The 22,373-nt window shown below is 67.2% G+C and carries 21 protein-coding genes and 1 tRNA gene; 18 read left to right on the top strand and 4 right to left on the bottom strand.

The window, feature by feature from the left end; genetic code table 11:
- Positions 1-522 (top strand): GNAT family N-acetyltransferase, encoded by a 522-nt coding sequence (locus ISN38_RS05155; RefSeq protein WP_003472586.1) that lies wholly within the window; start codon positions 1-3, stop codon positions 520-522.
- Positions 523-824: 302 nt separating this feature from the next.
- On the opposite strand, the gene ISN38_RS05150 is transcribed toward ISN38_RS05155, so the two are convergent.
- The gene (locus ISN38_RS05150; protein ID WP_233243518.1) at positions 825-3,200 is read right to left on the bottom strand and encodes a ricin-type beta-trefoil lectin domain protein; all 2,376 of its coding nucleotides are present in this window, start codon (positions 3,198-3,200) and stop codon (positions 825-827) included.
- Between ISN38_RS05150 and ISN38_RS20790 the strand changes: the two genes are divergently transcribed.
- From ISN38_RS20790 to ISN38_RS05065, 17 genes are all read left to right on the top strand, one after another.
- Positions 3,183-3,920: an esterase/lipase family protein gene (locus tag ISN38_RS20790; protein ID WP_230811730.1), complete on the top strand. Its 738-nt coding sequence runs from the start codon at positions 3,183-3,185 to the stop codon at positions 3,918-3,920. The two genes, ISN38_RS05150 and ISN38_RS20790, sit on opposite strands and share 18 nt — an antisense overlap.
- Entirely contained in the window at positions 3,913-4,644 is a 732-nt protein-coding gene (locus ISN38_RS05140) for a YebC/PmpR family DNA-binding transcriptional regulator (protein WP_003472580.1), read from the top strand. The genes ISN38_RS20790 and ISN38_RS05140 overlap by 8 nt, the downstream gene beginning before the upstream one ends.
- 175 nt (positions 4,645-4,819) lie before the next feature.
- Complete coding sequence (gene ruvC, locus ISN38_RS05135; RefSeq protein ID WP_003472578.1) at positions 4,820-5,338, top strand: crossover junction endodeoxyribonuclease RuvC; 519 nt, start codon at positions 4,820-4,822, stop codon at positions 5,336-5,338.
- 163 nt (positions 5,339-5,501) lie between these two features.
- Positions 5,502-6,086 (top strand): Holliday junction branch migration protein RuvA, encoded by a 585-nt coding sequence (ruvA, locus tag ISN38_RS05130; protein ID WP_003472576.1) that lies wholly within the window; start codon positions 5,502-5,504, stop codon positions 6,084-6,086.
- Between the two features lie 52 nt (positions 6,087-6,138).
- On the top strand, positions 6,139-8,058 hold the full coding sequence (locus tag ISN38_RS05125) for a potassium transporter Kup (protein WP_003472575.1): 1,920 nt from the start codon (positions 6,139-6,141) through the stop codon (positions 8,056-8,058).
- A gap of 176 nt (positions 8,059-8,234) precedes the next feature.
- Positions 8,235-9,269, top strand: a complete 1,035-nt coding sequence (ruvB, locus tag ISN38_RS05120) for a Holliday junction branch migration DNA helicase RuvB (protein WP_003472573.1) — start codon at positions 8,235-8,237, stop codon at positions 9,267-9,269.
- Between the two features lie 52 nt (positions 9,270-9,321).
- Positions 9,322-9,792 (top strand): tol-pal system-associated acyl-CoA thioesterase, encoded by a 471-nt coding sequence (gene ybgC / locus ISN38_RS05115; RefSeq protein WP_058363855.1) that lies wholly within the window; start codon positions 9,322-9,324, stop codon positions 9,790-9,792.
- Positions 9,789-10,565: a protein TolQ gene (gene tolQ, locus ISN38_RS05110; RefSeq protein WP_206712089.1), complete on the top strand. Its 777-nt coding sequence runs from the start codon at positions 9,789-9,791 to the stop codon at positions 10,563-10,565. The genes ybgC and tolQ overlap by 4 nt, the downstream gene beginning before the upstream one ends.
- A 40-nt stretch (positions 10,566-10,605) precedes the next feature.
- A complete protein-coding gene (gene tolR, locus ISN38_RS05105; RefSeq protein WP_003472563.1) occupies positions 10,606-11,043 on the top strand; it encodes a protein TolR in 438 nt (145 codons plus the stop codon).
- A complete protein-coding gene (gene tolA, locus ISN38_RS05100; protein ID WP_003472559.1) occupies positions 11,033-12,034 on the top strand; it encodes a cell envelope integrity protein TolA in 1,002 nt (333 codons plus the stop codon). The genes tolR and tolA overlap by 11 nt, the downstream gene beginning before the upstream one ends.
- 170 nt (positions 12,035-12,204) lie before the next feature.
- The gene (gene tolB, locus ISN38_RS05095) at positions 12,205-13,524 is read left to right on the top strand and encodes a Tol-Pal system beta propeller repeat protein TolB (RefSeq protein ID WP_003472556.1); all 1,320 of its coding nucleotides are present in this window, start codon (positions 12,205-12,207) and stop codon (positions 13,522-13,524) included.
- Positions 13,525-13,595: 71 nt separating this feature from the next.
- The gene (gene pal / locus ISN38_RS05090) at positions 13,596-14,114 is read left to right on the top strand and encodes a peptidoglycan-associated lipoprotein Pal (RefSeq protein WP_003472553.1); all 519 of its coding nucleotides are present in this window, start codon (positions 13,596-13,598) and stop codon (positions 14,112-14,114) included.
- A 3-nt stretch (positions 14,115-14,117) separates the two neighbouring features.
- The gene (gene ybgF, locus ISN38_RS05085) at positions 14,118-14,936 is read left to right on the top strand and encodes a tol-pal system protein YbgF (RefSeq protein WP_058362289.1); all 819 of its coding nucleotides are present in this window, start codon (positions 14,118-14,120) and stop codon (positions 14,934-14,936) included.
- A gap of 46 nt (positions 14,937-14,982) precedes the next feature.
- Positions 14,983-15,660, top strand: a complete 678-nt coding sequence (gene queE, locus ISN38_RS05080) for a 7-carboxy-7-deazaguanine synthase QueE (protein ID WP_047324643.1) — start codon at positions 14,983-14,985, stop codon at positions 15,658-15,660.
- Positions 15,661-15,841: 181 nt separating this feature from the next.
- A complete protein-coding gene (gene queC / locus ISN38_RS05075; RefSeq protein ID WP_047324644.1) occupies positions 15,842-16,507 on the top strand; it encodes a 7-cyano-7-deazaguanine synthase QueC in 666 nt (221 codons plus the stop codon).
- A 62-nt stretch (positions 16,508-16,569) separates the two neighbouring features.
- Positions 16,570-16,645, top strand: a tRNA-Lys gene (locus ISN38_RS05070).
- Positions 16,646-17,178: 533 nt separating this feature from the next.
- Positions 17,179-18,693, top strand: a complete 1,515-nt coding sequence (locus ISN38_RS05065; RefSeq protein WP_241753986.1) for an SGNH/GDSL hydrolase family protein — start codon at positions 17,179-17,181, stop codon at positions 18,691-18,693.
- Between the two features lie 87 nt (positions 18,694-18,780).
- Here the strand turns inward: ISN38_RS05065 and ISN38_RS05060 are convergent, their stop codons facing one another.
- From ISN38_RS05060 to ISN38_RS05050, 3 genes are all read right to left on the bottom strand, one after another.
- Entirely contained in the window at positions 18,781-19,281 is a 501-nt protein-coding gene (locus ISN38_RS05060; protein ID WP_058358493.1) for a DUF2059 domain-containing protein, read from the bottom strand.
- A gap of 178 nt (positions 19,282-19,459) precedes the next feature.
- Positions 19,460-21,268: a DNA helicase RecQ gene (gene recQ / locus ISN38_RS05055; RefSeq protein ID WP_003472540.1), complete on the bottom strand. Its 1,809-nt coding sequence runs from the start codon at positions 21,266-21,268 to the stop codon at positions 19,460-19,462.
- A gap of 489 nt (positions 21,269-21,757) precedes the next feature.
- The gene (locus tag ISN38_RS05050; RefSeq protein ID WP_171815550.1) at positions 21,758-22,264 is read right to left on the bottom strand and encodes a Dps family protein; all 507 of its coding nucleotides are present in this window, start codon (positions 22,262-22,264) and stop codon (positions 21,758-21,760) included.
- Positions 22,265-22,373 lie beyond the last annotated feature (109 nt).

Here is a 22,373-nt window from a genome sequence, read left to right as displayed (position 1 = left end):
ATGGCATTGGCGATCCGCCAGGCCACCGCGGACGACGCTACCACCCTGGCGGCGCTGGCCGCGGCCACCTTCACCGAGACCTTCGGCCACCTGTATTCGCCGCAGGACCTGCATGGCTTCCTCGACCAGACCTACACCGCCGCGCGGCAGCGCATCATCCTGCAGCATCCGGACTACGCGATCTGGCTGCTCGAGGACGACGGCGTGGCGGTGGGCCATGCCGCGGCCGGCCCCTGCGGCCTGCCGCATGCCGAGGTGCAGCCCGGCGACGGCGAACTGAAGCGGCTGTACCTGCTGCGTTCGCACCAGAACAGTGGCTGGGGCAGCCGCCTGTTCGAAACCGCGCTGGCCTGGCTGGAACGCGAAGGCCCGCGCACGCTGTGGATCGGCGTGTGGTCGGAAAACTTCGGCGCGCAGCGTTTCTACGCGCGCTACGGCTTCGAGAAGGTCGGCAGCTACGAGTTCCCGGTCGGGCAGACACGCGACCTGGAGTTCATTCTGCGCCGCGTGTCGCGGCGCTAGCCTGGCCGCTGCCACACGGCCGTGCCGGCGTATCGCGTTGCAGGCGTTGCGCAACGCCAACCAATACTAACGGCGTGTGCAACGGCATCGCTTGCGCTGCAGCCGCCGTCGGCTTTGCAACGTGCTCTGCACGGCAATGAGCACGCGGCGCAGTACCTTGGTCAACCGCGACGCCTGCAGGCCAGCAGGGCGTGTCGCTCCGCGTCCATCGGGTCGTTCTCGGCGAAAATGCACCGCACAGCAACGAACACCTGGATCGGAACGACACGCCCTGTTGGAAAGCGCTCTCGTCGGTCGCCCGGTCAGTTGGGCTGCAGTTCCCAGGTCTGGTTGGGATTGCCCAGGCAGTCCCACATCTGCACGCGTGCGCCGTTGCTCCTGCCGCCTTCCGAGTCATCGAGGCACTTGTTGTTGAGGTCGCTACGGATCTGCCCGCGAATCCGCCAGGCTTGCGCGGCGCTTCCATTGCAGGTGGCCATCAGGATGGTGTTGCCGTTCGCGCCGGAGGCCCCCCTGGCTTCAAGGCAGTTGCCGCCGTAGCCGACGATCGAGCCATTCGTGCCCAGCGACCATTTCTGGTACTTATTCCCCGAACAGTCCCAGAGTTGCACTGCCGTGCCATTGGTCACGCCGCCGCCCATCACGTCGAGGCAGCGTCCGCTGGACACCTGGATGGCGCCGGTGGCCGGATCGAATTGCCAGGTCTGGTTGCTGCCGCCGAGATTGTCCCAGGTCTGCAGGCGCGCGCCGTTGCCAGATCCCCCGTTGACCACGTCCAGCACCTTGCCGCCCGTGGCGATGATGGAGGACGAGCGGAAGTTCCAGCGCTGGTTGGAAGCGTTCAACCCCTGGTAGAGCTGCACGCCCGCGCCGTTGCTGCTCTTCGCCCCGGCGATATCCAGCACCCTGTCGGTGCCGTTGTTGCGCAGCGCCCGGCTTTTGCTTTGCCACTGCCATTTCTGCTGGCGCAAGCCGTTGCATCCCCAGACCTGAATCCGCGCGGTGTTGTCGGTCCTGCCGTCCACCACGTCCAGGCACTTGCCGGAGGGCCCGACGATCTGGCCTGGCGAACTCGAGTCCTCGAACGGCACCACGGTCGCTCTATATTGAACAACGCGCGGAACGGTCAGCATGAACGCGGACGCGTTGTCGGCTTCGGCAAACACGCCGCAGGCCTGTCCATAGCATCCCTGGATCGCGGGAGTTGAGTAGATGTTGACTTCGCGCTGGCCATTGACGGCGTATGCCATCACCGTGTGGAAGCTGCCCACGTCGCTACGGTGTCCGTAGTTATAGCCGGTTTCTTGCCCGGTTTCGCGTTGGTGATGCGAACCCAGCAGGTGCCCGAGTTCATGTCCAAGCGTTGTCGAGTAGCAGGAGTAGTTGCCGTCAACACCATCGGAAACAATCGCGTACGCATAGCGAGAATCGGTGCTTCCATTGACCCAGGCGACGCCGCAACTGTTTTGGCTGGCGCTATTCAAGCGACGGACCAGTGCGACCAGATCGGCGCCATAGTTCTCGCGCACCTGGCGAATCGGGCGGAATGCGTCGTTGTAGGCCTGGATCCAGGTCAGTTCGTCCAGCGCCTGGCTATTGTCGTTGTTGTTGGTATAGCCGACTTCGATGATGCCGACCAGGCGATAGCGCGCCTGCACATTGGCATTGGCGAAGGCTTGGTTGGCGACCTCGACCAGATTGGTCAGCACCGTCTCTGTGGCCGACTCCCCGCCCCGATATGCCTTGTAGTCCGGCGTATAGCCAAGCACCACGTCGATCGTATTGGTGGAGGTGGTGCCGGCGGCGGCATTGACCTTGCCCAAGTTGCTGTAGTTGGGAATGATGCCGGTGGCCGCCGCGCGCGGCGCAGCGTTGGCGCTGGGCAGCATCTCCCGCGCATCGCCACGCCTGCTCGGCGCCGCCGATCGCACTTCGACTTCGGATGCCGCCATCACATAAGGTTGCCCCTCGACGGTGGAAATGCGGTAGACCTTGCCGCCGCTGGCGCCGAGCGAGCCAAACACCGCGTTCTTGCCGAAGGTGATGACCGATTCCTCACCCACCAGCGCGCCGGGCAAACGTCCCACCCAGGTCCAGTTGCCGTTCTTGCCTTCCGTGTGGCGGACGTAATCCATCTGCAGCCGGGTGCCGTCGGGCGCGACGATGGTCATCTTGCCCTCCATCGTGGCGCGCAACGCGTAACGCTCGCTGATGCGCGCAGGGAAAAGCTCGAATGGACCTTCCTTGGTCGGCGTGGCGTGGCCGGCATAGGTGACCAGCGTGCCGTTGTCCGGTGCGTCGAAGTAGGGGGAGGCGCCTGGTGCGAGCTGCGGCGAGGCGCCATTGGCGGCGCTGCGGGCAAGCGCAGTTTTGACCGGGGCTTGGCCCTGCGCGGCGGCTTGGCCGGCGTTGGATGCGGCATGAGAGGCACCGCTCTTCGAGACGCAACTTCCAAGCCAGACGCCGGCCGCCACGGCGACGCAGGATGCCAAAATGATGCCTCTGTTATACATGCAGCGCTTCTCCTTGCTGACTGCGCAGACCTGCGTTTCGATCCTGTTTCCTTCGTCCGCCGCCAGTCGATAGGCCGGCTTGCCCTGGACCGCATCCGGATTGAAGATTGCTTGGCGCGTCAGTTGATGCGTGGGATTGAATTTTCCATGGGCCTGCTCTGTCACTCCCGCGGCTATCGCGATGCCATGCAGCGATTGTTCGATGCATGCACAGATGGCGCGGGTTTTTTCGCCGTTGCTACATCGAGTGGACGCAGCAATGGACTACTCTGCGTTAACGACCGGCAGTGCGCTTTCTTGAAGCAGCTGGGCAAGAATGTCGCCTTGGTCGTTCGAACTGTGACGCTTTGCCGTTTCGCGGGCGTGCGGCTGTCTGCGCTGGTGCATGCGGCTGAGGCGGCGCCCATGTGCGCCGCGAACGCCGCGGCCGGTCCGTTGCCGCAGGTCCTGTTGCTGCATGGGATCTGGAACGACCGCGCCAGGCTCGGGCCGCTGGCCTGGCGGCTGTGCCGCGCTGGCTTTCGTGTCGCCCGCTTCGGCTATTCGACCGCGTTCGGCGGTGCCGAGGCGGCGCTGGCCGGGCACAGCCTGGGCGGGCTGATCGCGCCGCATGCCTTGCGCCGGGAGCCGCAGCTGCCGGTGACCCGTGTGGTCTGCCTGGGCATGCCGCTGGCCGGCAGCGCGGCGGCGCAGTCGCTGTTGCGACGCGGCCTCGGCATCGCTCCGGGGCGTAGCGCGGCCTTGCTGCAGAAGGATCTCGGCCACTGGGACGGGCGCGCCGCAGTCGGCATGGTGGCTGCCAGCGTCGCCGATGCGGGCGCGGCGGCGCAATCGAGTAAAATCCGCCGCTTGTCCTTACTGATGTCCGGAACGCCCCATGGGTAGAGGCCCCTCGATCGAAGCCCGCAAGAACGCATCCGATGCGAAGCGCGGCAAGATTTTCACCAAGATCATCCGCGAGATCGGCGTCGCCGCGCGCGCCGGCGGCGGCGACCCGTCCAACAACCCGCGCCTGCGCGTGGCGATGGACAAGGGCCTGGCCTCGAACATGTCCAAGGACGTGATCGAGCGCGCGATAAAGAAGGCCACCGGCGAGCTGGAAGGGGTGGAGTACGAGGAGATCCGCTACGAGGGCTATGCCCCGGGCGGGGTCGCGGTGATCGTCGATTGCCTGACCGACAACCGCGTGCGCACCGTGGCCGACGTGCGCCACGCGTTCAGCAAGTGCGGCGGCAACATGGGCACCGAAGGCTCGGTGGCGTTCATGTTCAAGCGTCTGGGCGTGCTCAGTTTCGCTGCCGGTGCCGACGAGGAAGCCATCACCGAGGCGGCGATCGAGGCCGGCGCCGACGACATCGTGGTCTATGCGGAGGACGGCGCGATCGATGTGCTGACCTCGGCAGATGCGTTCCACGCGGTCAAGGACGCGATGCAGGCCGCCGGCCTGTCCGCCGACCATGCCGAGATCAGCTTCCGCGCCGACAACGACATCGCCGTCGAAGGCGACACCGCGCTGCAGGTGCGCAAGCTGCTGGACATGCTGGAAGACCTGGATGATGTGCAGGCGGTGTATTCCAATGCCGATCAGTCCGTGTTGAGTGGCGGCTGAGGTGGCGACGGCCGGGACTCGGGACTCGGCACTCGGGACTCGGAACGGCGAGTCGACGGGGCCTGATGGATCGCTGGCGCCCCGGGGCGTACCCGCTCAAACCGTCCGCGTCGCCAGCCCTTCGAGTCCCGAGTGCCGAGTCCCGAGTCCCGGCAGCGTCCCGAGTCCCGCCAGAGTGCGCATCCTCGGCATCGATCCGGGTTCGCAGCGCACCGGCGTGGGCATCATCGACATCGACGGCAGCGGCCGCACCACCCATGTCTACCATGCGCCGTTGCTGCTGCTCGGCGAAGGCGACTTCTCGCAGCGGCTCAAGCGCCTGCTGCACGGGCTGGGCGCGCTGATCGAGCAATACCAGCCGCAGGAAGTGGCGATCGAGCGGGTGTTCATGGGCAAGAGCGCCGACGCGGCGCTGAAGCTCGGCCACGCGCGCGGCGCGGCGATCTGCGCGGTGGTGCTGCGCGACCTGCCGGTGCACGAGTACGCGGCCAAGGAGATCAAGCTGGCGATCGTCGGCAAGGGTGCGGCCGAGAAGCAGCAGGTGCAACATATGGTCGGTCTGATGTTGAGTCTGACCGGAAAACTGCAGGCCGACGCCGCCGACGCGCTTGCGGTGGCCATCACCCATGCCCACGTGCGCGCGACCGCGCAGCGCCTGGGCGTCAGTACGCAGCAGGCTTGGAGCAGGAAATGATGAAATGTATCGGGGCTCGGGACTCGGGACTCGGAACTCGGAACCGCGGATTGTCGCGTTCCGAGGCATCGCCGCCGTGCCGGGTCGTGCCCGTCCATCCCCATCGTGCCGCCAGCCCTTCGAGTCCCGAGTCCCAAGTCCCGAGTCCCGAAGGAGCGCTCCAGTGATCGGCCGTCTGCGCGGCATCCTCGCCTACAAGCAGCCGCCGTGGCTGGTGATCGACGTGGGTGGGGTCGGCTATGAACTGGAGGCGCCGATGAGCACCTTCTACGATCTGCCCGACGTCGGCCGCGACGTGATCCTGTTCACCCACTACGCGCAGAAGGAGGACAGCGTGTCGCTGTACGGCTTCCTGCGCGAGGGCGAGCGGCGCCTGTTCCGCGACGTGCAGCGGGTCACCGGGATCGGCGCCAAGATCGCGCTGGCGGTGCTGTCCGGGGTCAGCGTGGACGAGTTCGCGCGGATGGTCACTACGGCCGACGTCACCGCACTGACCCGCATCCCCGGCATCGGCAAGAAGACCGCCGAGCGCATGGTGGTGGAGCTGCGCGACCGGGCTGCGGACTTCAGCGGCGGCGCGCCGGTCAGCGGCCAGCTCGGCACCGATGCGGTGTCCGAGGCCACCGTGGCGCTGCAGCAGCTCGGCTACAAGCCGGCCGAGGCGGCGAAGATGGCGCGCGACGCCGCAGCCGACGGCGACGAGGTCGCCAGCGTCATCCGCAAGGCCTTGCAGGCCGCGTTGCGCTGACCGCGCGCCGTACCTCCTTCTTCACGCCTCGCGGCGCTAACCTGACTTCGACATGTCCTCGAACCACACTCCTACTCCAGCCCCCTGCGACGGCAACGACGCCGCGCACGGCAAGACCGGTTTCGCCGTGGTACTGGGCGCCATCGGCGTCGTCTTCGGCGACATCGGCACCAGTCCGCTGTATACCTTGAAGGAAGCGTTCTCGCCGCATTACGGCCTGACCCCGGACCATGACACGGTGCTGGGCATCCTGTCGCTGGTGTTCTGGGCGTTGATGATCGTGGTGACGCTCAAGTACGTGGCGATCATCATGCGCGCCGACAACGATGGCGAGGGCGGCATCATGGCGCTGACCGCGCTGGCGCAGCGCACGCTGCCCGGCGGCTCGCGTTCGGTATATGTGGTCGGCATCCTGGGCATTTTCGGCGCCTCGTTGTTTTTCGGCGACGGGGTGATCACCCCGGCCATTTCGGTGTTGTCGGCAGTGGAGGGCCTGGAGGTGGCGGCGCCGCGGTTGCACAGCTTCGTCGTGCCGATCACGGTGATGGTGCTGGTGATGCTGTTCGTGGCGCAGCGCTTCGGCACCGAGCGGGTCGGAAAGGCGTTCGGTCCGATCACGGTGCTGTGGTTCCTGGCGCTGGGCGCGATCGGCGTCTACAACCTGACCAAGGCGCCGGAGGTGCTGCACGCACTCAATCCGTGGTGGGGCGTGCGCTTCTTCGCCGAGCACAACTGGCACGCGGTGTTCGTCCTCGGCGCGGTGGTGCTGGCGGTCACTGGCGGCGAAGCGCTGTATGCGGACATGGGCCATTTCGGCGCCAAGGCGATCCGCTATTCGTGGAATTTCCTGGTGCTGCCGATGCTGACCCTGACCTACCTGGGGCAGGGGGCATTGATGCTGCGCGACCCGGCGGCGGTGCGCAATCCGTTCTACGAATCGGTGCCGGAGTGGGGCCTGTATCCGATGATCGTGCTGGCCACCGCGGCCACCGTGATCGCCTCGCAGGCGGTGATCACCGGCGCCTACTCGGTGGCCAGCCAGGCGATCCAGCTCGGCTACATCCCGCGCATGCACATCCGCCACACCTCCGATTCGACGATCGGCCAGATCTACATTCCCGGGGTCAACTGGATGCTGCTGGCGCTGGTCATCATGGCCGTGCTGGGCTTTGGCAATTCCACCGCCCTGGCCACCGCCTACGGCGTTTCGGTCACCGGCACCATGCTCATCACCACCGTGCTGATGGTCATCTATGCGCGCGCCAATCCGCGCGTGCCCAGGGTCCTGCTGTGGATGATGGCGGTAGTGTTCGTGGCGGTGGACTGCGCGTTCTTCTACGCCAATATCATCAAGTTCATGGATGGCGCCTGGTTCCCGCTGCTGTTGGGGCTGATCCTGTTCACCCTGATGCGCACCTGGCGTCGCGGTCGCAAGCTGCTGCAGGGCGAGATCCGCAAGGACGGCATCAAGCTCGATACCTTTCTTCCCGGGCTGATGCTGGCGCCGCCGGTGCGTGTGCCGGGGACCGCGGTGTTCCTGACCGCCGATCCGCTGGTGGTGCCGCACGCGCTGATGCACAACCTCAAGCACAACAAGGTGCTGCACGAGCGCAATGTGTTCCTGACCGTGGAGACCCTGCCGGTGCCGTACGCCACGGCCAAGCAGCGGCTGAAGATGGACGCCATCGGCGACGAGTTCTACCGGGTGATCGTGCGCTTCGGCTTCATGGAGACCCCCGACGTGCCGCTGGCGCTGATGCGCTCCTGCGACCAGGGCGGCATCTACTTCGACCCGATGGATACCACCTATTTCGCCAGCCGCGAGACCATCGTGGCCAGCGCCAACCGCGGCATGCCGATCTGGCGCGACAAGCTGTTCGCGGTCATGCACCGCAACGCCGCCCCGGCCACCGGCTTCTTCCGCATTCCGGGCAACCGGCTGGTGGAGCTTGGGGCGCAGGTGGAGATCTGAGTGGGGCCGGGACTCGGGTTTCGGGACTCGGGAATCGGAAAAACGGCAGTTCGCCTGCCAGTTGCCTACAATAGCCGGATGCCGACCTGCGCCCGCGCCACTGTCCGTTTGCCGATGACCCGCCCGATGGCCGGAGCGTTTACCGAGTCCCGAGTCCCGAGTCCCGAGTCGCGCTGATGGACCGCATCATCGCCAGCAGCGCCACCCGCGAAGACGACGCGGTCGAGGCCAGCATCCGTCCCAAGCGCCTGGCCGACTACCTCGGCCAGCAGCCGGTGCGCGAGCAGTTGTCGATCTATATCGAAGCGGCCAAGGCGCGCGGCGAGGCGCTGGACCATGTGCTGATCTTCGGGCCGCCGGGCCTGGGCAAGACCACGCTCAGCCATGTCATCGCCAACGAACTGGGGGTCAACCTGCGGGTGACCTCCGGCCCGGTGATCGAGAAGGCCGGCGATCTGGCCGCGCTGCTGACCAACCTGCAGCCGCACGACGTGCTGTTCGTGGACGAGATCCACCGCCTGTCGCCGGTGGTCGAGGAAGTGCTGTATCCGGCGATGGAAGACTTCCAGATCGACATTATGATCGGCGAGGGCCCGGCCGCGCGCTCGATCAAGATCGACCTGCCGCCGTTCACCCTGATCGGCGCCACCACCCGCGCCGGCCTGCTGACCGCGCCGCTGCGCGACCGCTTCGGCATCGTGCAGCGCCTGGCGTTCTATACCCCCGAAGAGCTGGGCAGGATCGTGCGCCGTTCCGCCGGCATCCTCGGCATCGCCTGCGACGCCGACGGCTGCGCCGAGATCGCGCGGCGCGCGCGCGGCACCCCGCGCATCGCCAACCGGCTGCTGCGGCGGGTCCGCGATTTCGCCCAGGTCCGCGCCAGCGGCCACATCGACCTGGACGTGGCGCAGGCGGCGATGCAGATGCTCGGGGTCGATCCGGAAGGCTTCGACGACCTGGATCGGCGCCTGCTGCGCACCATCATCGATTACTTCGACGGCGGCCCGGTCGGGGTCGAGTCGCTGGCCGCCTCGTTGTCGGAAGAGCGCGGCACCCTGGAAGACGTGATCGAGCCCTACCTGATCCAGCAGGGCTACCTGATCCGCACCGCGCGCGGGCGCATGGCGACCAACAAGGCCTATCTGCACCTGGGCCTGAAGCCGCCGCGGGACTCGGGACACGGGACTCGGGACCCGGGGGAACTGTTTTGAGTCGCGCAGTCGCCATGGCGCACCGGGCTTTCTCTTCGACCAGGTCGGTTTCATGACCACCGCGTCCCGCGTCCCGAGTTCACAGTCCCTGCTATTCAGTTGGCCGACACGCATCTACTGGGAAGATACCGATGCCGGTGGCGTGGTCTACCATGCACGCTACGTCGCCTTTCTTGAGCGGGCGCGCACGGAATGGCTGCGCGCGCTGGGCTACGGACAGGAGCGCTTGCGCCTGCAGCACGATCTGGTGTTAGCGGTGCGCGCGATGCACCTCGACTTCCTTCGCCCGGCTCACCTGGACGATACGCTGCAGGTCGGTGTCGCGCTGTCGCAATGCAAGCGCGCCAGCCTGCTGTTCGCGCAGTCGATCCACCGCGACGGCGAGTTGCTGTTGCGTGCGCAAGTGAAGGTGGCGGCGCTGGGCGCTGGCAACTTCCGCCCGCGCGGCATCGACGACGCGTTGTACGACCAATTGAAAGCTCTCGAAATCACTGAAACCGAATTATTGAGGAACGACGGATGATCGCATTGCTCCTGGCCCTGCAGGACACGGTGGCGGAGGCGCTACCGCAGGACGTGACCCAAAACGCCGCGCAGGCCGTCGCCAGCACCGCCGCCCATGGCGGCATCAACTATCTGGATCTGCTGATCAAGGCCAGCCTGCCGGTCAAGGTGATCGTGCTGCTGCTGCTGCTCGGCTCGCTGATCAGCTGGGTGATCATTTTCCGTAAGGCGCGGGTGTTTAAGCAGGCCAACCGCGACGCGGACGACTTCGAGAACCGCTTCTGGTCCGGCACCGACCTGACCAAGCTCTACGCCGGGGCGGCCGACCGCAACCGCGTCGTCGGCGGGCTGGAGGCGATCTTCGAGGCCGGTTTCCGCGAGTTCACCCGCCTGCGCGACAAGCGCAAGCTCGATGCGCGGATCCAGCTGGAAGGCGCGCAGCGGGCGATGCGCGCGACCTATGCGCGCGAAGTGGACCGCCTGGAGCGCAACCTGGAGCTGCTCGCCAACATCGGCTCCACCGCGCCCTATGTGGGCCTGGTCGGCACCGTGTTCGGCATCATGGTGACCATGCACGACATGCTCAACAGCGGCCAGCAGGCGGGCATCGCCGCGGTCGCGCCGGGCATTTCCGAGGCGCTGTTCGCCACCGCCATTGGCCTGTTCGTGGCGATCCCGGCGGTGTGGGCGTACAACCGCTTCACCACCCGGGCCGAGCGGATGGCGGTGCGCTTCGAGACCTTCTCCGAAGAGTTCAGCTCCATCCTGCAGCGCCAGGCCAGCGGCGACTGAGCGCCGCCGCGCGCTCCGCCCAAGACCCCAGGATTCCCGCATGACTGCCGCCATTTCCCGCCGCAAACGCCGCAAGCTCAAGTCCGAGATCAACGTCGTGCCGTACATCGACGTGATGCTGGTGCTGCTGATCATCTTCATGGTCACCGCGCCGTTGCTCAGCCTGAGCGTGGACGTGGACCTGCCCGATTCCACCGCGCGTTCGGTGGAAAGCAAGAAGGACCCTGTCATCGTCAGCGTCGATGCCGAGGGCCACTACACGCTGACCCTGCAGGACGGCAAGCCGGAGAAGATCGGCGCGCCGGAACTGAAGGCGAAGATGCAGGCCTTCGTCGGCCAGAACAAGGACGTGCCGGTGTTCGTCGCCGCGCCCGGCAATTCCAACTACCAGCTGGTCATGGATACCATGGTCATGCTGCAGCAGGCTGGCGTTCCCAAGGTGGGCCTGATGAGCCAGCCCGGTACCAATGCACGCTGAAGCCGATTCCCGACCGCCCCGCGAACAGGACAGCGACCAGGGCCTGATCGTCGGCGTGCTCCTCGCGCTGGCCGTGCACGTGCTGCTCGGGCTGCTGTTCTTCCTTGCCTGGTGGTGGTCGCCGGTGCGCGAGGTGGAACCGGCCGCCGGTTCGCCGATGGTCGAGGCCTCGCTGGTGGTGTCGGCGGCGGATGTGCGTTCGGCGCAGAAGGCGGTGCAGGACGCGCCCAAGCCGCTGCCCGACCCGCTGCCCGAACCGGTCAAGGAGGTCGCCGAGGACGACACGGTGCCGCCGCCGCAACCGGTGCCCGTGCCCAAGCCGCAGCAGGCGCCGACCGAGCAGCAGCAGAAGGCGCAGGACTTCATCCCGGTGCCGGACAAGGTCGACCAGGACCGCGCCAGCCGCACCGCGATCTCGCAGGAAAAGGAGAAGCAGGAGCAGGAAGCCAAGCGCCGCCAGGAGCAGATCGACCTGACCGAGCAGAAGCGCCAGCAAGAGGCCGAGCAGAAGCAGCGCCTGGCCGCGCAGCAGGAAGAGGAGCGGCAGAAGAAGATCGCCGACATCCGCAAGCAGCGCGAGCAGGCCGACCGCGAGGCCAAGCTGGCCGAGCAGAAGCTGCGCCAGCTGGCCGACGTGCGCGCCAAGCAGGCCTCGGCCACTGCCGCGTCCACGCCGCAGGCCACGCCTGGGCAGAACGGCACCAATACCGACCTGTCGGCCAAGTACGCCGCGGCGATCCAGCAGGCGGTGCTGAGCCAGTGGGTGCGCCCGGATTCGGTGCCGCTGGGGCAGAAGTGCAAGATCGCGATCAAGCAGATCGTCGGCGGGCAGGTGATCGAGGCCAAGGTCAGTCCCGACTGTCCCTACGACGAAGCGGGCCGGCGTTCGATCGAGGCCGCGGTGCTGCGGGCGCAGCCGCTGCCGTACCGGGGCTTCGAATCGGTGTTCGCGCGCGATCTGACCTTCAACTTCACTGCGCAGGATCGGTGAGATGCGGGGACTCGGGACTCAAAGCTTGCGCTTTCACTCCCGGGCGGCTTGATAGGCGATAATCCGGGCTTCCTGCCATCGGCTTCACAGATCGATGGTTCATGATTGCGAATACGTTCACCCGCGCATTGCTATCTCTTGCGCCTTTCCCGAGTACCGCTGAGCGACCCATGAAGAAACTGCCGCGCTGGCTTGCCGTCCTGGCTGCCCTGTTGCTCCCCCTGGCCGCGTTCGCGCAGGACAAGGGCCTGGAAATCGACATCGTCGGCGGCAACGCGTCGGCGACCCCGATCACCGTCGTGCCGATGCCCTACCAGGGCTCGGCGGCCGCACCGTCCACCGACGTGGCCGCGGTGGTGCGTGCCGACCTGGACCGTTCCGGCCAGTTCCGCAACCTGCCCGAGGCGCAGATCGTCGAGCGCCCGACCCGCGGCAGTGAAGTGCAATACGCCACCTGGCGCGCGCTGAAGCAGGACTACCTGGTCGCCGGCCGGGTGATGGATGCAGGCGAGGGCACCTACCGGGTCGAGTACGAACTGTTCGACGTGGCCAAGGGCGAGCGCATGCTCGGCCTGGCGATGACCGCGCGCGCCAGTGCGATGCGCGACGTGGCGCACCAGATGGCCGATGCGATCTACGAGAAGATCACCGGCGTGCGCGGCGCGTTCTGGACCCGCATCGCCTACGTCACCGCCAGCGGCAAGGGCGGGGCGATGCGCTATGCGTTGATGGTCGCCGACTCCGATGGCTACAACCCGCAGACCATCGTGCGCTCGGCCGAACCGCTGCTGTCGCCGAACTGGAGCCCGGACGGCAAGAAGCTGGCCTACGTCAGCTTCGAGCGCGGTAATTCCTCTATCTACCTGCAGGACATCGCCACCGGCGCCCGCCAGCTGGTGTCCAGCTTCCGCGGCATCAACGGCGCGCCCTCGTTCTCGCCGGACGGCCGCAAGCTGGCCCTGGCGCTGTCGCGCAGCGGCAACCCGGAGATCTACGTGATGGATCTGGGCAGCAAGCAGCTGACCCAGCTGACCAACCACTTCGGCATCGACACCGAGCCGACCTGGGCGCCGGACGGCAACAGCATCTACTTCACCTCCGATCGCGGCGGCCGGCCGCAGATCTACCAGGTGGCGGCGACCGGCGGCAGCGCCAACCGGGTCACCTTCCAGGGCAACTACAACGCCACCGCCAGCGTGTCTTTCGACGGCAACAAGATCGCCGTCGCCCAGGGCAGCGGAAACACCTACAAGATCGCGATGATGGACCGCAGCCTGGGTTCGCCGCGCTGGAGCACATTGTCTACGGGGTCGCTGGACGAGTCGCCGAGCTTCGCCCCGAACGCAAGCATGGTTCTGTACGCCGCCCGCGAAGGCGGGCGAGGGGTGCTATACGCGGTCTCGGCCGATGCCCGCGTCCGTCAGCGCCTGGTGCTGGCCGATGGCGACGTGCGCGAGCCGTCGTGGTCGCCGTACCGGACGGCGCGTTGACACGTAAGTTTGATGTTAATATTTCGCTGCGTTGAACCCCTTTTCGGCTCAGGAGCCATATAGGTATCCCCATGAACAAGACCACCCGCGTACTGCTTGTTTCGCTGTTGTCCGTTGCAGCTCTGGCCGGCTGCTCCAAGAAGGTCAAGGAAGTTCCCCCGACCGACACCACCGGCACCACCGGTTCCACCACCCCGACCGGCCCGTCGACCTCCGGCCTTTACGGCCCGGGCGATCTGAATACCGATGCCTGCCTGCGCCAGCGCGTGGTCTACTTCGATTTGGACCAGGACTCGCTGAAGCCGGAGTTCCAGGCGATCATGGCCTGCCACGCCAAGTACCTGCGTGACCGTCCGTCCTCGCGCATCACCCTGCAGGGCAATGCCGACGAGCGCGGTTCGCGCGAGTACAACATGGGCCTGGGCGAGCGTCGTGGCAACGCCGTGTCTTCGGCGCTGCAGGCTGCCGGCGGTTCGGCTGCGCAGCTGACCGTGGTCAGCTACGGCGAAGAGCGTCCGGTGTGCACCGAGTCGGGCGAGTCCTGCTGGTCGCAGAACCGCCGCGTCGAGATCGTGTACACGGCTCAGTAATAGATGCGTATCGGTGTCCTTACATCGATGATCGTTGCGGCGGCCCTGGTGGCCGCCGCGCCGGCTCATGCGCAGCGCGCAAGTCTCGCCGATCGCGTGTCCGCGCTTGAGCAGCAGGCCATGAACACCCAGGGCAACACCGACATGCTGAACCAGCTCAACCAGCTGCGGACGCAGGTGCAGTCGCTGGAGGCCACGATCGAGCAATTGCAGCACGACAACGAACAACTCAAGCAGCGCGCCAAGGACCAGTACCTGGACCTGGACGGCCGCCTGAACCGGATCGAGGGTGGCGCCACGCCGCCGTTGCCGCCGGCTGGCGCTACCGCACCCGCCGCTGCCGCACCCGCACCCGCCGCCAAGCCGGCTGCCGCCGTTTCCGAACGGCCGCCGTCGGTGCATGGCGACGCCGGCACGCTCGCCGCCAGCGGCGACGAGCGCACCAGCTACAACGTCGCCTTCGACGCGCTGAAGGCCGGCAAATACGCTGACTCGGCGAATCTGTTCCAGAGCTTCCTCGAGCTGTACCCGAACGGCGTGTATGCCCCCAATGCCTTGTACTGGCTGGGTGAGAGCTATTACGCCACCAAGAATTTCCCGCTGGCCGAGGCGCAGTTCCGCGACCTGATCGGCCGCTATCCGACCCACGACAAGGCCTCCGGCGCCCTGCTCAAGCTGGGCCTGTCCCAGTACGGCGAGGGCCGCACCCAGGACGCCGAGCAGACCCTGCAGCAGGTGATCAGCCAGTATCCTGGATCGGATGCCGCGCGCACCGCGCAGGACCGCCTGCAGTCGATCCGCATCGGCCAGCAGCTGCGCTGAGCCCCCGAACGCTGCCGCCATCGTCGCGGGGGCATACTTTCCCGCCATGGCCGCCGTTCCAAGCGAAATCGTTCAAAGCCCGCTACCGCGCCTGAAGCTGACGGAGATATTCCTGTCGCTACAGGGCGAGGCCGACAGCGCCGGCTGGCCGACCGTGTTCGTGCGCCTGACCGGCTGCCCGCTGCGCTGCAGCTATTGCGATACCGCCTACGCCTTCCACGGCGGGCAGTGGTGGGACATCGACGCGATCCTGGCCGAAGTGGCGCGCCACGGCGTGCGCCACGTCTGCGTGACCGGCGGCGAGCCGCTGGCGCAGAAGCGCTGCCTGCGCCTGCTCGAGCAACTGTGCGACGCCGGCTACGACGTATCGCTGGAAACCTCCGGCGCGCTGGACATCGCCGACGTGGACCCGCGCGTGTCGCGGGTGCTCGACATCAAGACCCCGGCCTCGCAGGAGTCCCAGCGCAACCGCTGGGAAAACCTGCCGCTGCTGACCGCGCGCGACCAGATCAAGTTCGTGCTGTGCGGCCGCGCCGACTACGACTGGGCGCGCGCGATCGTCGCCGAACACCGCCTGCACGAGCGCTGCACCGTGTGGTTCTCGCCGAGCAAGAGCGAATTGGCGCCGCGCGAGCTGGCCGACTGGATCGTCGCCGACCGCCTGCCCGTGCGCTTCCAGATGCAGCTGCACAAGCTGCTGTGGAACGACGAGCCGGGGCGTTAGCTGCGCGGGCGCGCAGCCGGGAATCGGCAATGGAGCAACCGGAATCGGCAAAGCGCTGCATTGCAGGCGTCTTGTTGCTGGCCTCGCTTCCGCTTCCCGAAAACCGGCGATCCTCCCTGTTCGGTGCGGCTGCTACGCTCTACCCATTCGCGTTTCTCCATTCCCCATTCCCGGCACCCCAATGAAAAACGCCGTCGTCCTACTCTCCGGTGGCATGGATTCCGCCGTCGTCGTCGCCATCGCCCGTGAGCAGGGCTATGCCGTGCATGCGCTGAGCGTCAGCTATGGGCAGCGGCATACCTCCGAACTGGACGCGGCCACGCGCGTGGCCGCCGCGCTCGGCGCGGTGGCGCACAAGACCGTCAACGTCGACCTGCGCAGCATCGGCGGCTCCGCGCTGACCGACGACATCGAGGTGCCGGACGCGGGCGGCGAGGGCATCCCGGTCACCTACGTGCCGGCGCGCAACACCATCATGTTGTCGGTGGCGCTGGGCTGGGCCGAGGTGCTGGGCGCGGCGGACATCTTCTGCGGCGTCAACGCGGTGGACTACTCCGGCTACCCGGACTGCCGTCCCGAGTTCATCGACGCGTTCCAGACCCTGGCCAACCTGGCGACCAAGGCCGGCGTGGAAGGCGCAGGCCTGTGCGTCCACGCGCCGCTGCAGCGTATGAGCAAGGCCGACATCGTGCGCGAGGGCGAGCGCTTGGGCGTGGATTTCGGCCTCACCGTGTCCTGCTACCGCGCCGATGCCGACGGCCGCGCCTGCGGCCACTGCGACGCCTGCCGGCTGCGCGCCGCCGGTTTCGCCGATGCCGGCGTGGCCGACCCGACCCGCTACGCCTGATTTCGCGTTGACCCGGGGCTGGGGTAGACTACGCACCCGGCGCAAGACCGGGACGTTGTTTGGGGCCGTTAGCTCAGTCGGTAGAGCAGAAGACTTTTAATCTTTTGGTCGATGGTTCGAATCCATCACGGCCCACCAGTAAAAATAAGGTTTGCATCCTCTGCGGCCCGATCTCGCCCGCTTGATCCCTGCGCTGCTGCCTACTCGGTGCCTGCATGCCGCGCGCCATGTGCCGGCAGCGTTTTCCGCGATGTGCTTGCTTTCGCGACATTGCGCGTTGCACTCTGGCGATGATCGGGATGCGCGCCGTGCGCTGCGCCATGTTCGGCGCGAGGACTGCAACGTCGCACTGCGCGATGCGCCGACGGCGGCAGAGACGGTAGGCGCATCGACGCGCGCGTCGCTGTGGGTGCTGCAGGCGAGGCCGGCGCGACCCATTTCGAGATGGGCTACCGTGCCGGCGTGCAAGGCGGGATCGGGCGCGTGGACGAGGGCGCGATGCGCCTGAAACTGTGAGCCAGAGACGCGATTGCGCGCAGCTGCCGATGTTTGCCCAGTCTGGCGACAAGACGTAATGGCGTATCGATTGCACAACGGCGACAGATCGCTTGTTTGCGGCAGCGGTGGGGCCTAGGCTTGGGATAGCCAAGTACATAGGAGCAAGCGATGTATTGCCGTTTTTCCACATCACATCCTGCGGCTGTCCATCCGCGCGGAATCCGATGAGTGCGCCTTCCGGTCCTGATCATGCGGCGCAGTGCGTGCATGCCGACGCTGCCGATGCGGCGGCACAGGATCCGTCGCGGCGCCGTTTCCTGCAGTGCAGTGCGCTGGCGGCGGCCGCGGGCCTGCTGCGCGTCCCGTTGGCGGCGGCCGCGTCCAGCGCAGGCCACGTGCAGGCGCTGCCGCCGCGGCGGTACTGCGAGGGCGACCCTCCGGTTGCGCAGAACCCGTTGCGCTTCGCGTCCTCCGGCAATGTGGTGCACAACGGCAAGGAGTCGATCGGCAAGCGCGGCGTGCAGATCCGCTGGCCCTACGTGCTCGGCTCCGGTGACCTGTCCGAGCTGCGCCTGCTGTTGGACAACTGGTGCTTTTCCTACAGCAACAACGCGATGGTCAACCCGGGCAACACGCTGCCGATTCAGGGGGCATCGTTGGAGATCGGTGGCGTGGTGAAGCCGATCACTTTCGGCGGCGCGGCCGGTATCACGCTGGACGATGGCGCCAACGACGTCCTGAGCGATCCGCTCACGCCGGCCGACTTCGCGCTTGCGACGTTTGCGCGCGGGACGACCGCGTACGTGAAGCTGCTGGTGCTGTTCGACCTGTCCACGGCATCGAACCTGTGCAACAGCTCGGCGCGCGCCACGTCGCAATCCGGAGCCCGCGTGGCCTGGTTCGACCCAACGCTGACCGTCAGTAGCGACGTGTATGCAGTGGGGCAATGGACGCAAACCGGAGATGCGGTGCAGAGCCGCCCGAACGGTTATGTGCCCAAACTGGTCGGTCGGCACGTCGATGCGGCCGCCAAGGCATGGCTGTGCGTGGGCGATTCGCTCTGCCAGGGCACCGGCGATGCGGGCAGCGCCACGCGCGTGGCCGGCCTGGGCTGGATGTCGAGGGCAATGCGCGATTCGAGCGACGCCGATGCAAGCCAGATCGGCTACATGAACATGGCCGTGCACGGCAGCACCAGCACGATAGCCGTCGCTGATGCGCGCAGCGCGACGCTGGCGAGATACGCGACGCATGCCGTCGTCATGTACGGTACCAACGACATCGGCCTCGCCGGCACCGGCGTGTCGCTGGACACGCTGCAGATGCGGCTGTCGGCCATCTACGCGATGCTTCGTGCCAACCAGGTGCAGAAGATCCTCGCCGCGGACCTGTTGCCGCGGACCACCTCTACCGACGGCTGGGCCACCGAAGCGAACCAGAACTATTGCGGTGGCCCTGGCGGCTGGGGCAGCACCGGAATCGCTGCGCAACTCAGCGCCTGGCTTGCGCCGAATATGGGCGCAGCGGTCGATGCGTTCCAGCATTGGCCATCGATCCGCGGCAGCGACGATCTGAAATTTCTGGCGACCGGAGCCGCGCGCTATGCGACCACCGACGGCACGCATCCCACCACGGCGGGCTACGGCCTTATGGCCGCAGACGTGCGCGCGCAGATGGACGCGCTGTAGCGCCCGACAGGGAAGTTCAGTGCCGCGCGTGGTGCGCCGGCCCGATGCCGACGCTCGCATGCCGCCGCTGCGCCGGCGGCTTGGCCGCTACCAGCCGCCGTAGGGATAGCCGTAGCCGCCGCGGCTGTAGTAGCCGCCGTGGCCTTCGCTCTGGCCGACGCTGATGCTGATGCCCACTTCGCGCGGCTTGCCGTCGTCGTTGTAGTAGGTCTTGCACAGGTTGAGGTTGGCGGCCTGGTAGTTGCTGTTGCCGCCGCGCGAGGAATAACCGAAACCGGTGGCGACGCTGCCGTGCACATCACCCTTGCAGCGGTCGGTACGCGCTTGCTCGGCCTCGGCCACGGCCTGGGTGGCCGCGGCCTTCTGCGCCGAGGCCGAGGTGCCGCTGGTGTCGCCGTAGTAGGCGCCGGGCGGATCGGCCTTGTACACCGGGTCGCTGCCGTAGGTGATCGGCTGCTGCGGCACGCTCAGATCCAGCGCGCGCCTGGCCGCCGCGCTGTCGCTGCTGCCGGAACCTGCGTCGGCGGAGGTTTGCGCCATGGCCGGGCCGGCGAGCAGGGCGCAGGCAACCAGGAGGGATCGTTTCATCGGACGTACGCCAAGGAAAGAGGGGCTGGAGGGCGGCGGCAGCCGCCGCTGCGCGCCACCATCAGCCGACGCTATCAATAGCACGTTGAACCCGGCCTGTCGGTGCCGGGGAATTTTCTTGCCGGCGCCGGCCATCTTCCGCGATGCGGTGGCAAGCGCCGCCTTCTTCTTACTGCGGCTAGCCTTGCTGCAGGACGATATCGATCAGCTGCTGGCCGTAGCGGACCAGTTTGGTGCCGCCGATGCCGCCGACATGGGCCAGCTCGTCCAGGCTGGTCGGGCGCTGTTCGGCGATATTGCGCAGGGTGCTGTCGTGGAAGATCACGAACGCCGGCACGTTCTGCTCCTTGGCCAGGTCGGCGCGCAGGTCGCGCAGCGCGTTGAACAGGCCCAGGTCCTGCGGTTGCACCGGGACGCCGGTGCGCGGGCTGCCGCTGCGCTCGCCGCGTTCGCGGCCGCGGCTCGGCGCCTCGCGGCGCATCATGATCTGGCGTTCGCCCTTGAGCACCTGGCGGCTGGCGTCGGTCAGGCGCAGCCCGCCGTAGGCGTCGCTGTCCACTTCCAGCAGCCCGGTGGCGACCAGTTGCCGAAACACGCCGCGCCAGGCGCGCGCGTCCAGGTCCTTGCCGATGCCGTAGGTGCTGAGCCGGTCGTGGCCGAACTGCTTGATCTTCTCGCCGTCGCTGCCGCGCAGGATGTCGATCAGGTGGCTGACGCCGAAGCGCTGGCCGCTGCGGTAGACGCAGCTCAGTGCCTTCTGCACGGCCACGGTGGCGTCCCAGGCCGCGGCCGGGGTCAGGCAGTTGTCGCAGTTGCCGCAGGGCTGCGGATAGGTCTCGCCGAAGCCGGCCAGCAGCACCTGGCGCCGGCACTGCATCGATTCGCAATAGCCGAGCAGCTGGTCGAGCTTGCGCCGCTCGACCCGCTTGCGGTCTTCGCCGGCTTCGCCCTTTTCGATCATCTGCTTGAGCAGCACCACGTCGCCCAGGCCGTAGCACAGCCAGGCCTCGGCGGCTTCGCCGTCGCGCCCGGCGCGGCCGGTTTCCTGGTAGTAGCCTTCCAGCGACTTGGGCAGGTCGGTATGCGCGACGAAGCGCACGTCCGGCTTGTCGATGCCCATGCCGAAGGCGATGGTGGCGCACATCACGATGCCGTCTTCGCGCAGGAAGCGGCGCTGGTTGCCGGCGCGCACCTCGGCCGGCAGGCCGGCGTGGTAGGGCAGTGCGTTGAGCCCTTCCTTGGCCAGGAATTCGGCCGTCTCTTCGACCTTGCGCCGCGACATGCAGTAGACGATGCCGGCGCTGCCGCGGTGCGCGCGCAGGAAATCCAGCAGCTGGCGCTTGCTGTTCTCCTTCTGCACCACGGTGTAGCGGATGTTGGGGCGGTCGAAGGAGCTGACGAAGTGGCGCGCCTGGGTCAGGTCCAGGCGCTCGGCGATCTCGCGCTGGGTCGGCGGATCGGCGGTGGCGGTCAGGGCGATGCGCGGGATCTGCGGCCAGCGCTCGTGCAGTACGGTGAGCTGCCGGTACTCGGGGCGGAAATCGTGGCCCCATTGCGACACGCAGTGCGCCTCGTCGATCGCGAACAGGGCGATGCGGCTGCGTTCGAGCAGCGACAGGAAGCGCGGGGTCAGCAGGCGTTCGGGAGCGACGTACAGCAGGTCCAGCTCGCCGGCCAGCAGTTCGCGCTCGACCCGCTGCGCGGTCTCGGCGTCCAGTGTGGAATTGAGGTATTCGGCGCGCACGCCTAGCTGGCGCAGCGCCTCGACCTGATCCTGCATCAGCGCGATCAGCGGCGAGATGACCAGGCCGGTACCGTCGCGCAGCAGCGAGGGGATCTGGTAGCACAGGGACTTGCCGCCGCCGGTGGGCATCAGCACCAGCGCGTCCTGCCCGGCGGCGACGTGTTCGACGATGTCCTGCTGCGGACCGCGGAATTGGTCGTAGCCGAACACGCGGTTGAGCACGGAATGAGCGGAAGATTGCATGCGCTTAGGATACCGCGTAGGTCAAGCGCGGCAGCGCGCCGCCGCCACGCACCGCGATGTCAGGCGGCAGCTGCCGCGTGCGTCTGTATTGCCCGACGCACGCGGCGCCTGCCGGCGACATAGCCGATCGACAACGCCGGCAACGCGACCAGGCCATGTCCGCTATTGGTGGGCACGCCCGAATGGTTGAGCTGCTACCACGCATGAAAGCCGGCGGACACGCCGGCTGCGACACCGACGGCGCATCCCGGCACGATGGCCAACAGCGGGCGACGCAGCGAGGGAGACGCAGCACGCGTCGAACGTCCATGTGGGCGGGCCGCGACCCTGGTGGGTCTGTATGCAGGATGTGTATGAGGCAGGAGGCCTCTTGCGCAGACCTTGCAGCGTGCAAGCCCCCTTGGTAAGGGGGCGCGCCGAAGGCGTGGGGATTGGGAGCCACGCAGCTGGGAGGCTATGTCTGCTGCGCAGGCATGGCCGCCATACCCCTTACTGCAGCAGCGAGCGCAGCATCCACGCGTACTTCTCGTGGGTCTGCAGGCGCTGGGTCAGCATGTCCACCGACGGGTCGTCGCCGGCGTCGTCGGCGGTCTTCAGCGCCTTGCGCGCGGTGCGGCACAGCGCCTCGTTGCCAACCACCAGCTGGCGCACCATCTCGCGCCAGTCGGCGCTGTCGCTGAGGCCCGGCTCTTCCGGGATCGAGGTCAGCGCGGCGAATTCCTTGTACGAGCCCGGCGCATTGAAGCCCAGCGCGCGGATGCGCTCGGCGACATCGTCCAGCGCCGCCCACTGCTCGGTGTACTGGGTCTCGAACATCAGGTGCAGCGAGTTGAACATCGACCCGGTCACGTTCCAGTGGAAGTTGTGGGTCTTCAGGTACAGGGTGAACGCGTCGGCCATGAAGTGCGACAGGCCGTCGGCGATCTTCTTGCGGTCGCCGCCGCTGATCCCGATATCGATGTTGGGCGCGGACGGCGCCAGCGTGGCCAGCGGCATGGTGGACGTTGCCTGCTTGGTGGGGCGCTTGGTCTTGCCGGGGGTCTTGCTCTTGGCCATCAGGGAATCCTCTTGAGGGGTTGGGAACGATATGGCGTCACAATAGACA

Origin of the sequence: Xanthomonas translucens pv. undulosa, from assembly GCF_017301775.1 — a bacterium.
Classification (GTDB): Bacteria; Pseudomonadota; Gammaproteobacteria; order Xanthomonadales; family Xanthomonadaceae; genus Xanthomonas_A; species Xanthomonas_A translucens.
The sequence above is the reverse complement of the archived record's forward strand: the minus strand, read 5'-3'. Positions and strand labels throughout refer to the sequence as shown.

Excerpts from the sequence above, each read along its gene's own strand:
- ISN38_RS05155 (WP_003472586.1), top strand. The coding sequence starts at position 1 with ATGGCATTGGCGATCCGCCAGGCCACCGCGGACGACGCTACCACCCTG.
- ISN38_RS20790 (WP_230811730.1), top strand. The coding sequence starts at position 3,183 with ATGGGCCTGCTCTGTCACTCCCGCGGCTATCGCGATGCCATGCAGCGA.
- ISN38_RS05140 (WP_003472580.1), top strand. The coding sequence starts at position 3,913 with ATGGGTAGAGGCCCCTCGATCGAAGCCCGCAAGAACGCATCCGATGCG.
- ISN38_RS05125 (WP_003472575.1), top strand. The coding sequence starts at position 6,139 with ATGTCCTCGAACCACACTCCTACTCCAGCCCCCTGCGACGGCAACGAC.
- ruvB (WP_003472573.1), top strand. The coding sequence starts at position 8,235 with ATGGACCGCATCATCGCCAGCAGCGCCACCCGCGAAGACGACGCGGTC.
- ybgC (WP_058363855.1), top strand. The coding sequence starts at position 9,322 with ATGACCACCGCGTCCCGCGTCCCGAGTTCACAGTCCCTGCTATTCAGT.
- tolQ (WP_206712089.1), top strand. The coding sequence starts at position 9,789 with ATGATCGCATTGCTCCTGGCCCTGCAGGACACGGTGGCGGAGGCGCTA.
- tolR (WP_003472563.1), top strand. The coding sequence starts at position 10,606 with ATGACTGCCGCCATTTCCCGCCGCAAACGCCGCAAGCTCAAGTCCGAG.
- tolA (WP_003472559.1), top strand. The coding sequence starts at position 11,033 with ATGCACGCTGAAGCCGATTCCCGACCGCCCCGCGAACAGGACAGCGAC.
- tolB (WP_003472556.1), top strand. The coding sequence starts at position 12,205 with ATGAAGAAACTGCCGCGCTGGCTTGCCGTCCTGGCTGCCCTGTTGCTC.
- pal (WP_003472553.1), top strand. The coding sequence starts at position 13,596 with ATGAACAAGACCACCCGCGTACTGCTTGTTTCGCTGTTGTCCGTTGCA.
- ybgF (WP_058362289.1), top strand. The coding sequence starts at position 14,118 with ATGCGTATCGGTGTCCTTACATCGATGATCGTTGCGGCGGCCCTGGTG.
- queE (WP_047324643.1), top strand. The coding sequence starts at position 14,983 with ATGGCCGCCGTTCCAAGCGAAATCGTTCAAAGCCCGCTACCGCGCCTG.
- queC (WP_047324644.1), top strand. The coding sequence starts at position 15,842 with ATGAAAAACGCCGTCGTCCTACTCTCCGGTGGCATGGATTCCGCCGTC.
- ISN38_RS05060 (WP_058358493.1), bottom strand. The coding sequence starts at position 19,281 with ATGAAACGATCCCTCCTGGTTGCCTGCGCCCTGCTCGCCGGCCCGGCC.
- recQ (WP_003472540.1), bottom strand. The coding sequence starts at position 21,268 with ATGCAATCTTCCGCTCATTCCGTGCTCAACCGCGTGTTCGGCTACGAC.
- ISN38_RS05050 (WP_171815550.1), bottom strand. The coding sequence starts at position 22,264 with ATGCCGCTGGCCACGCTGGCGCCGTCCGCGCCCAACATCGATATCGGG.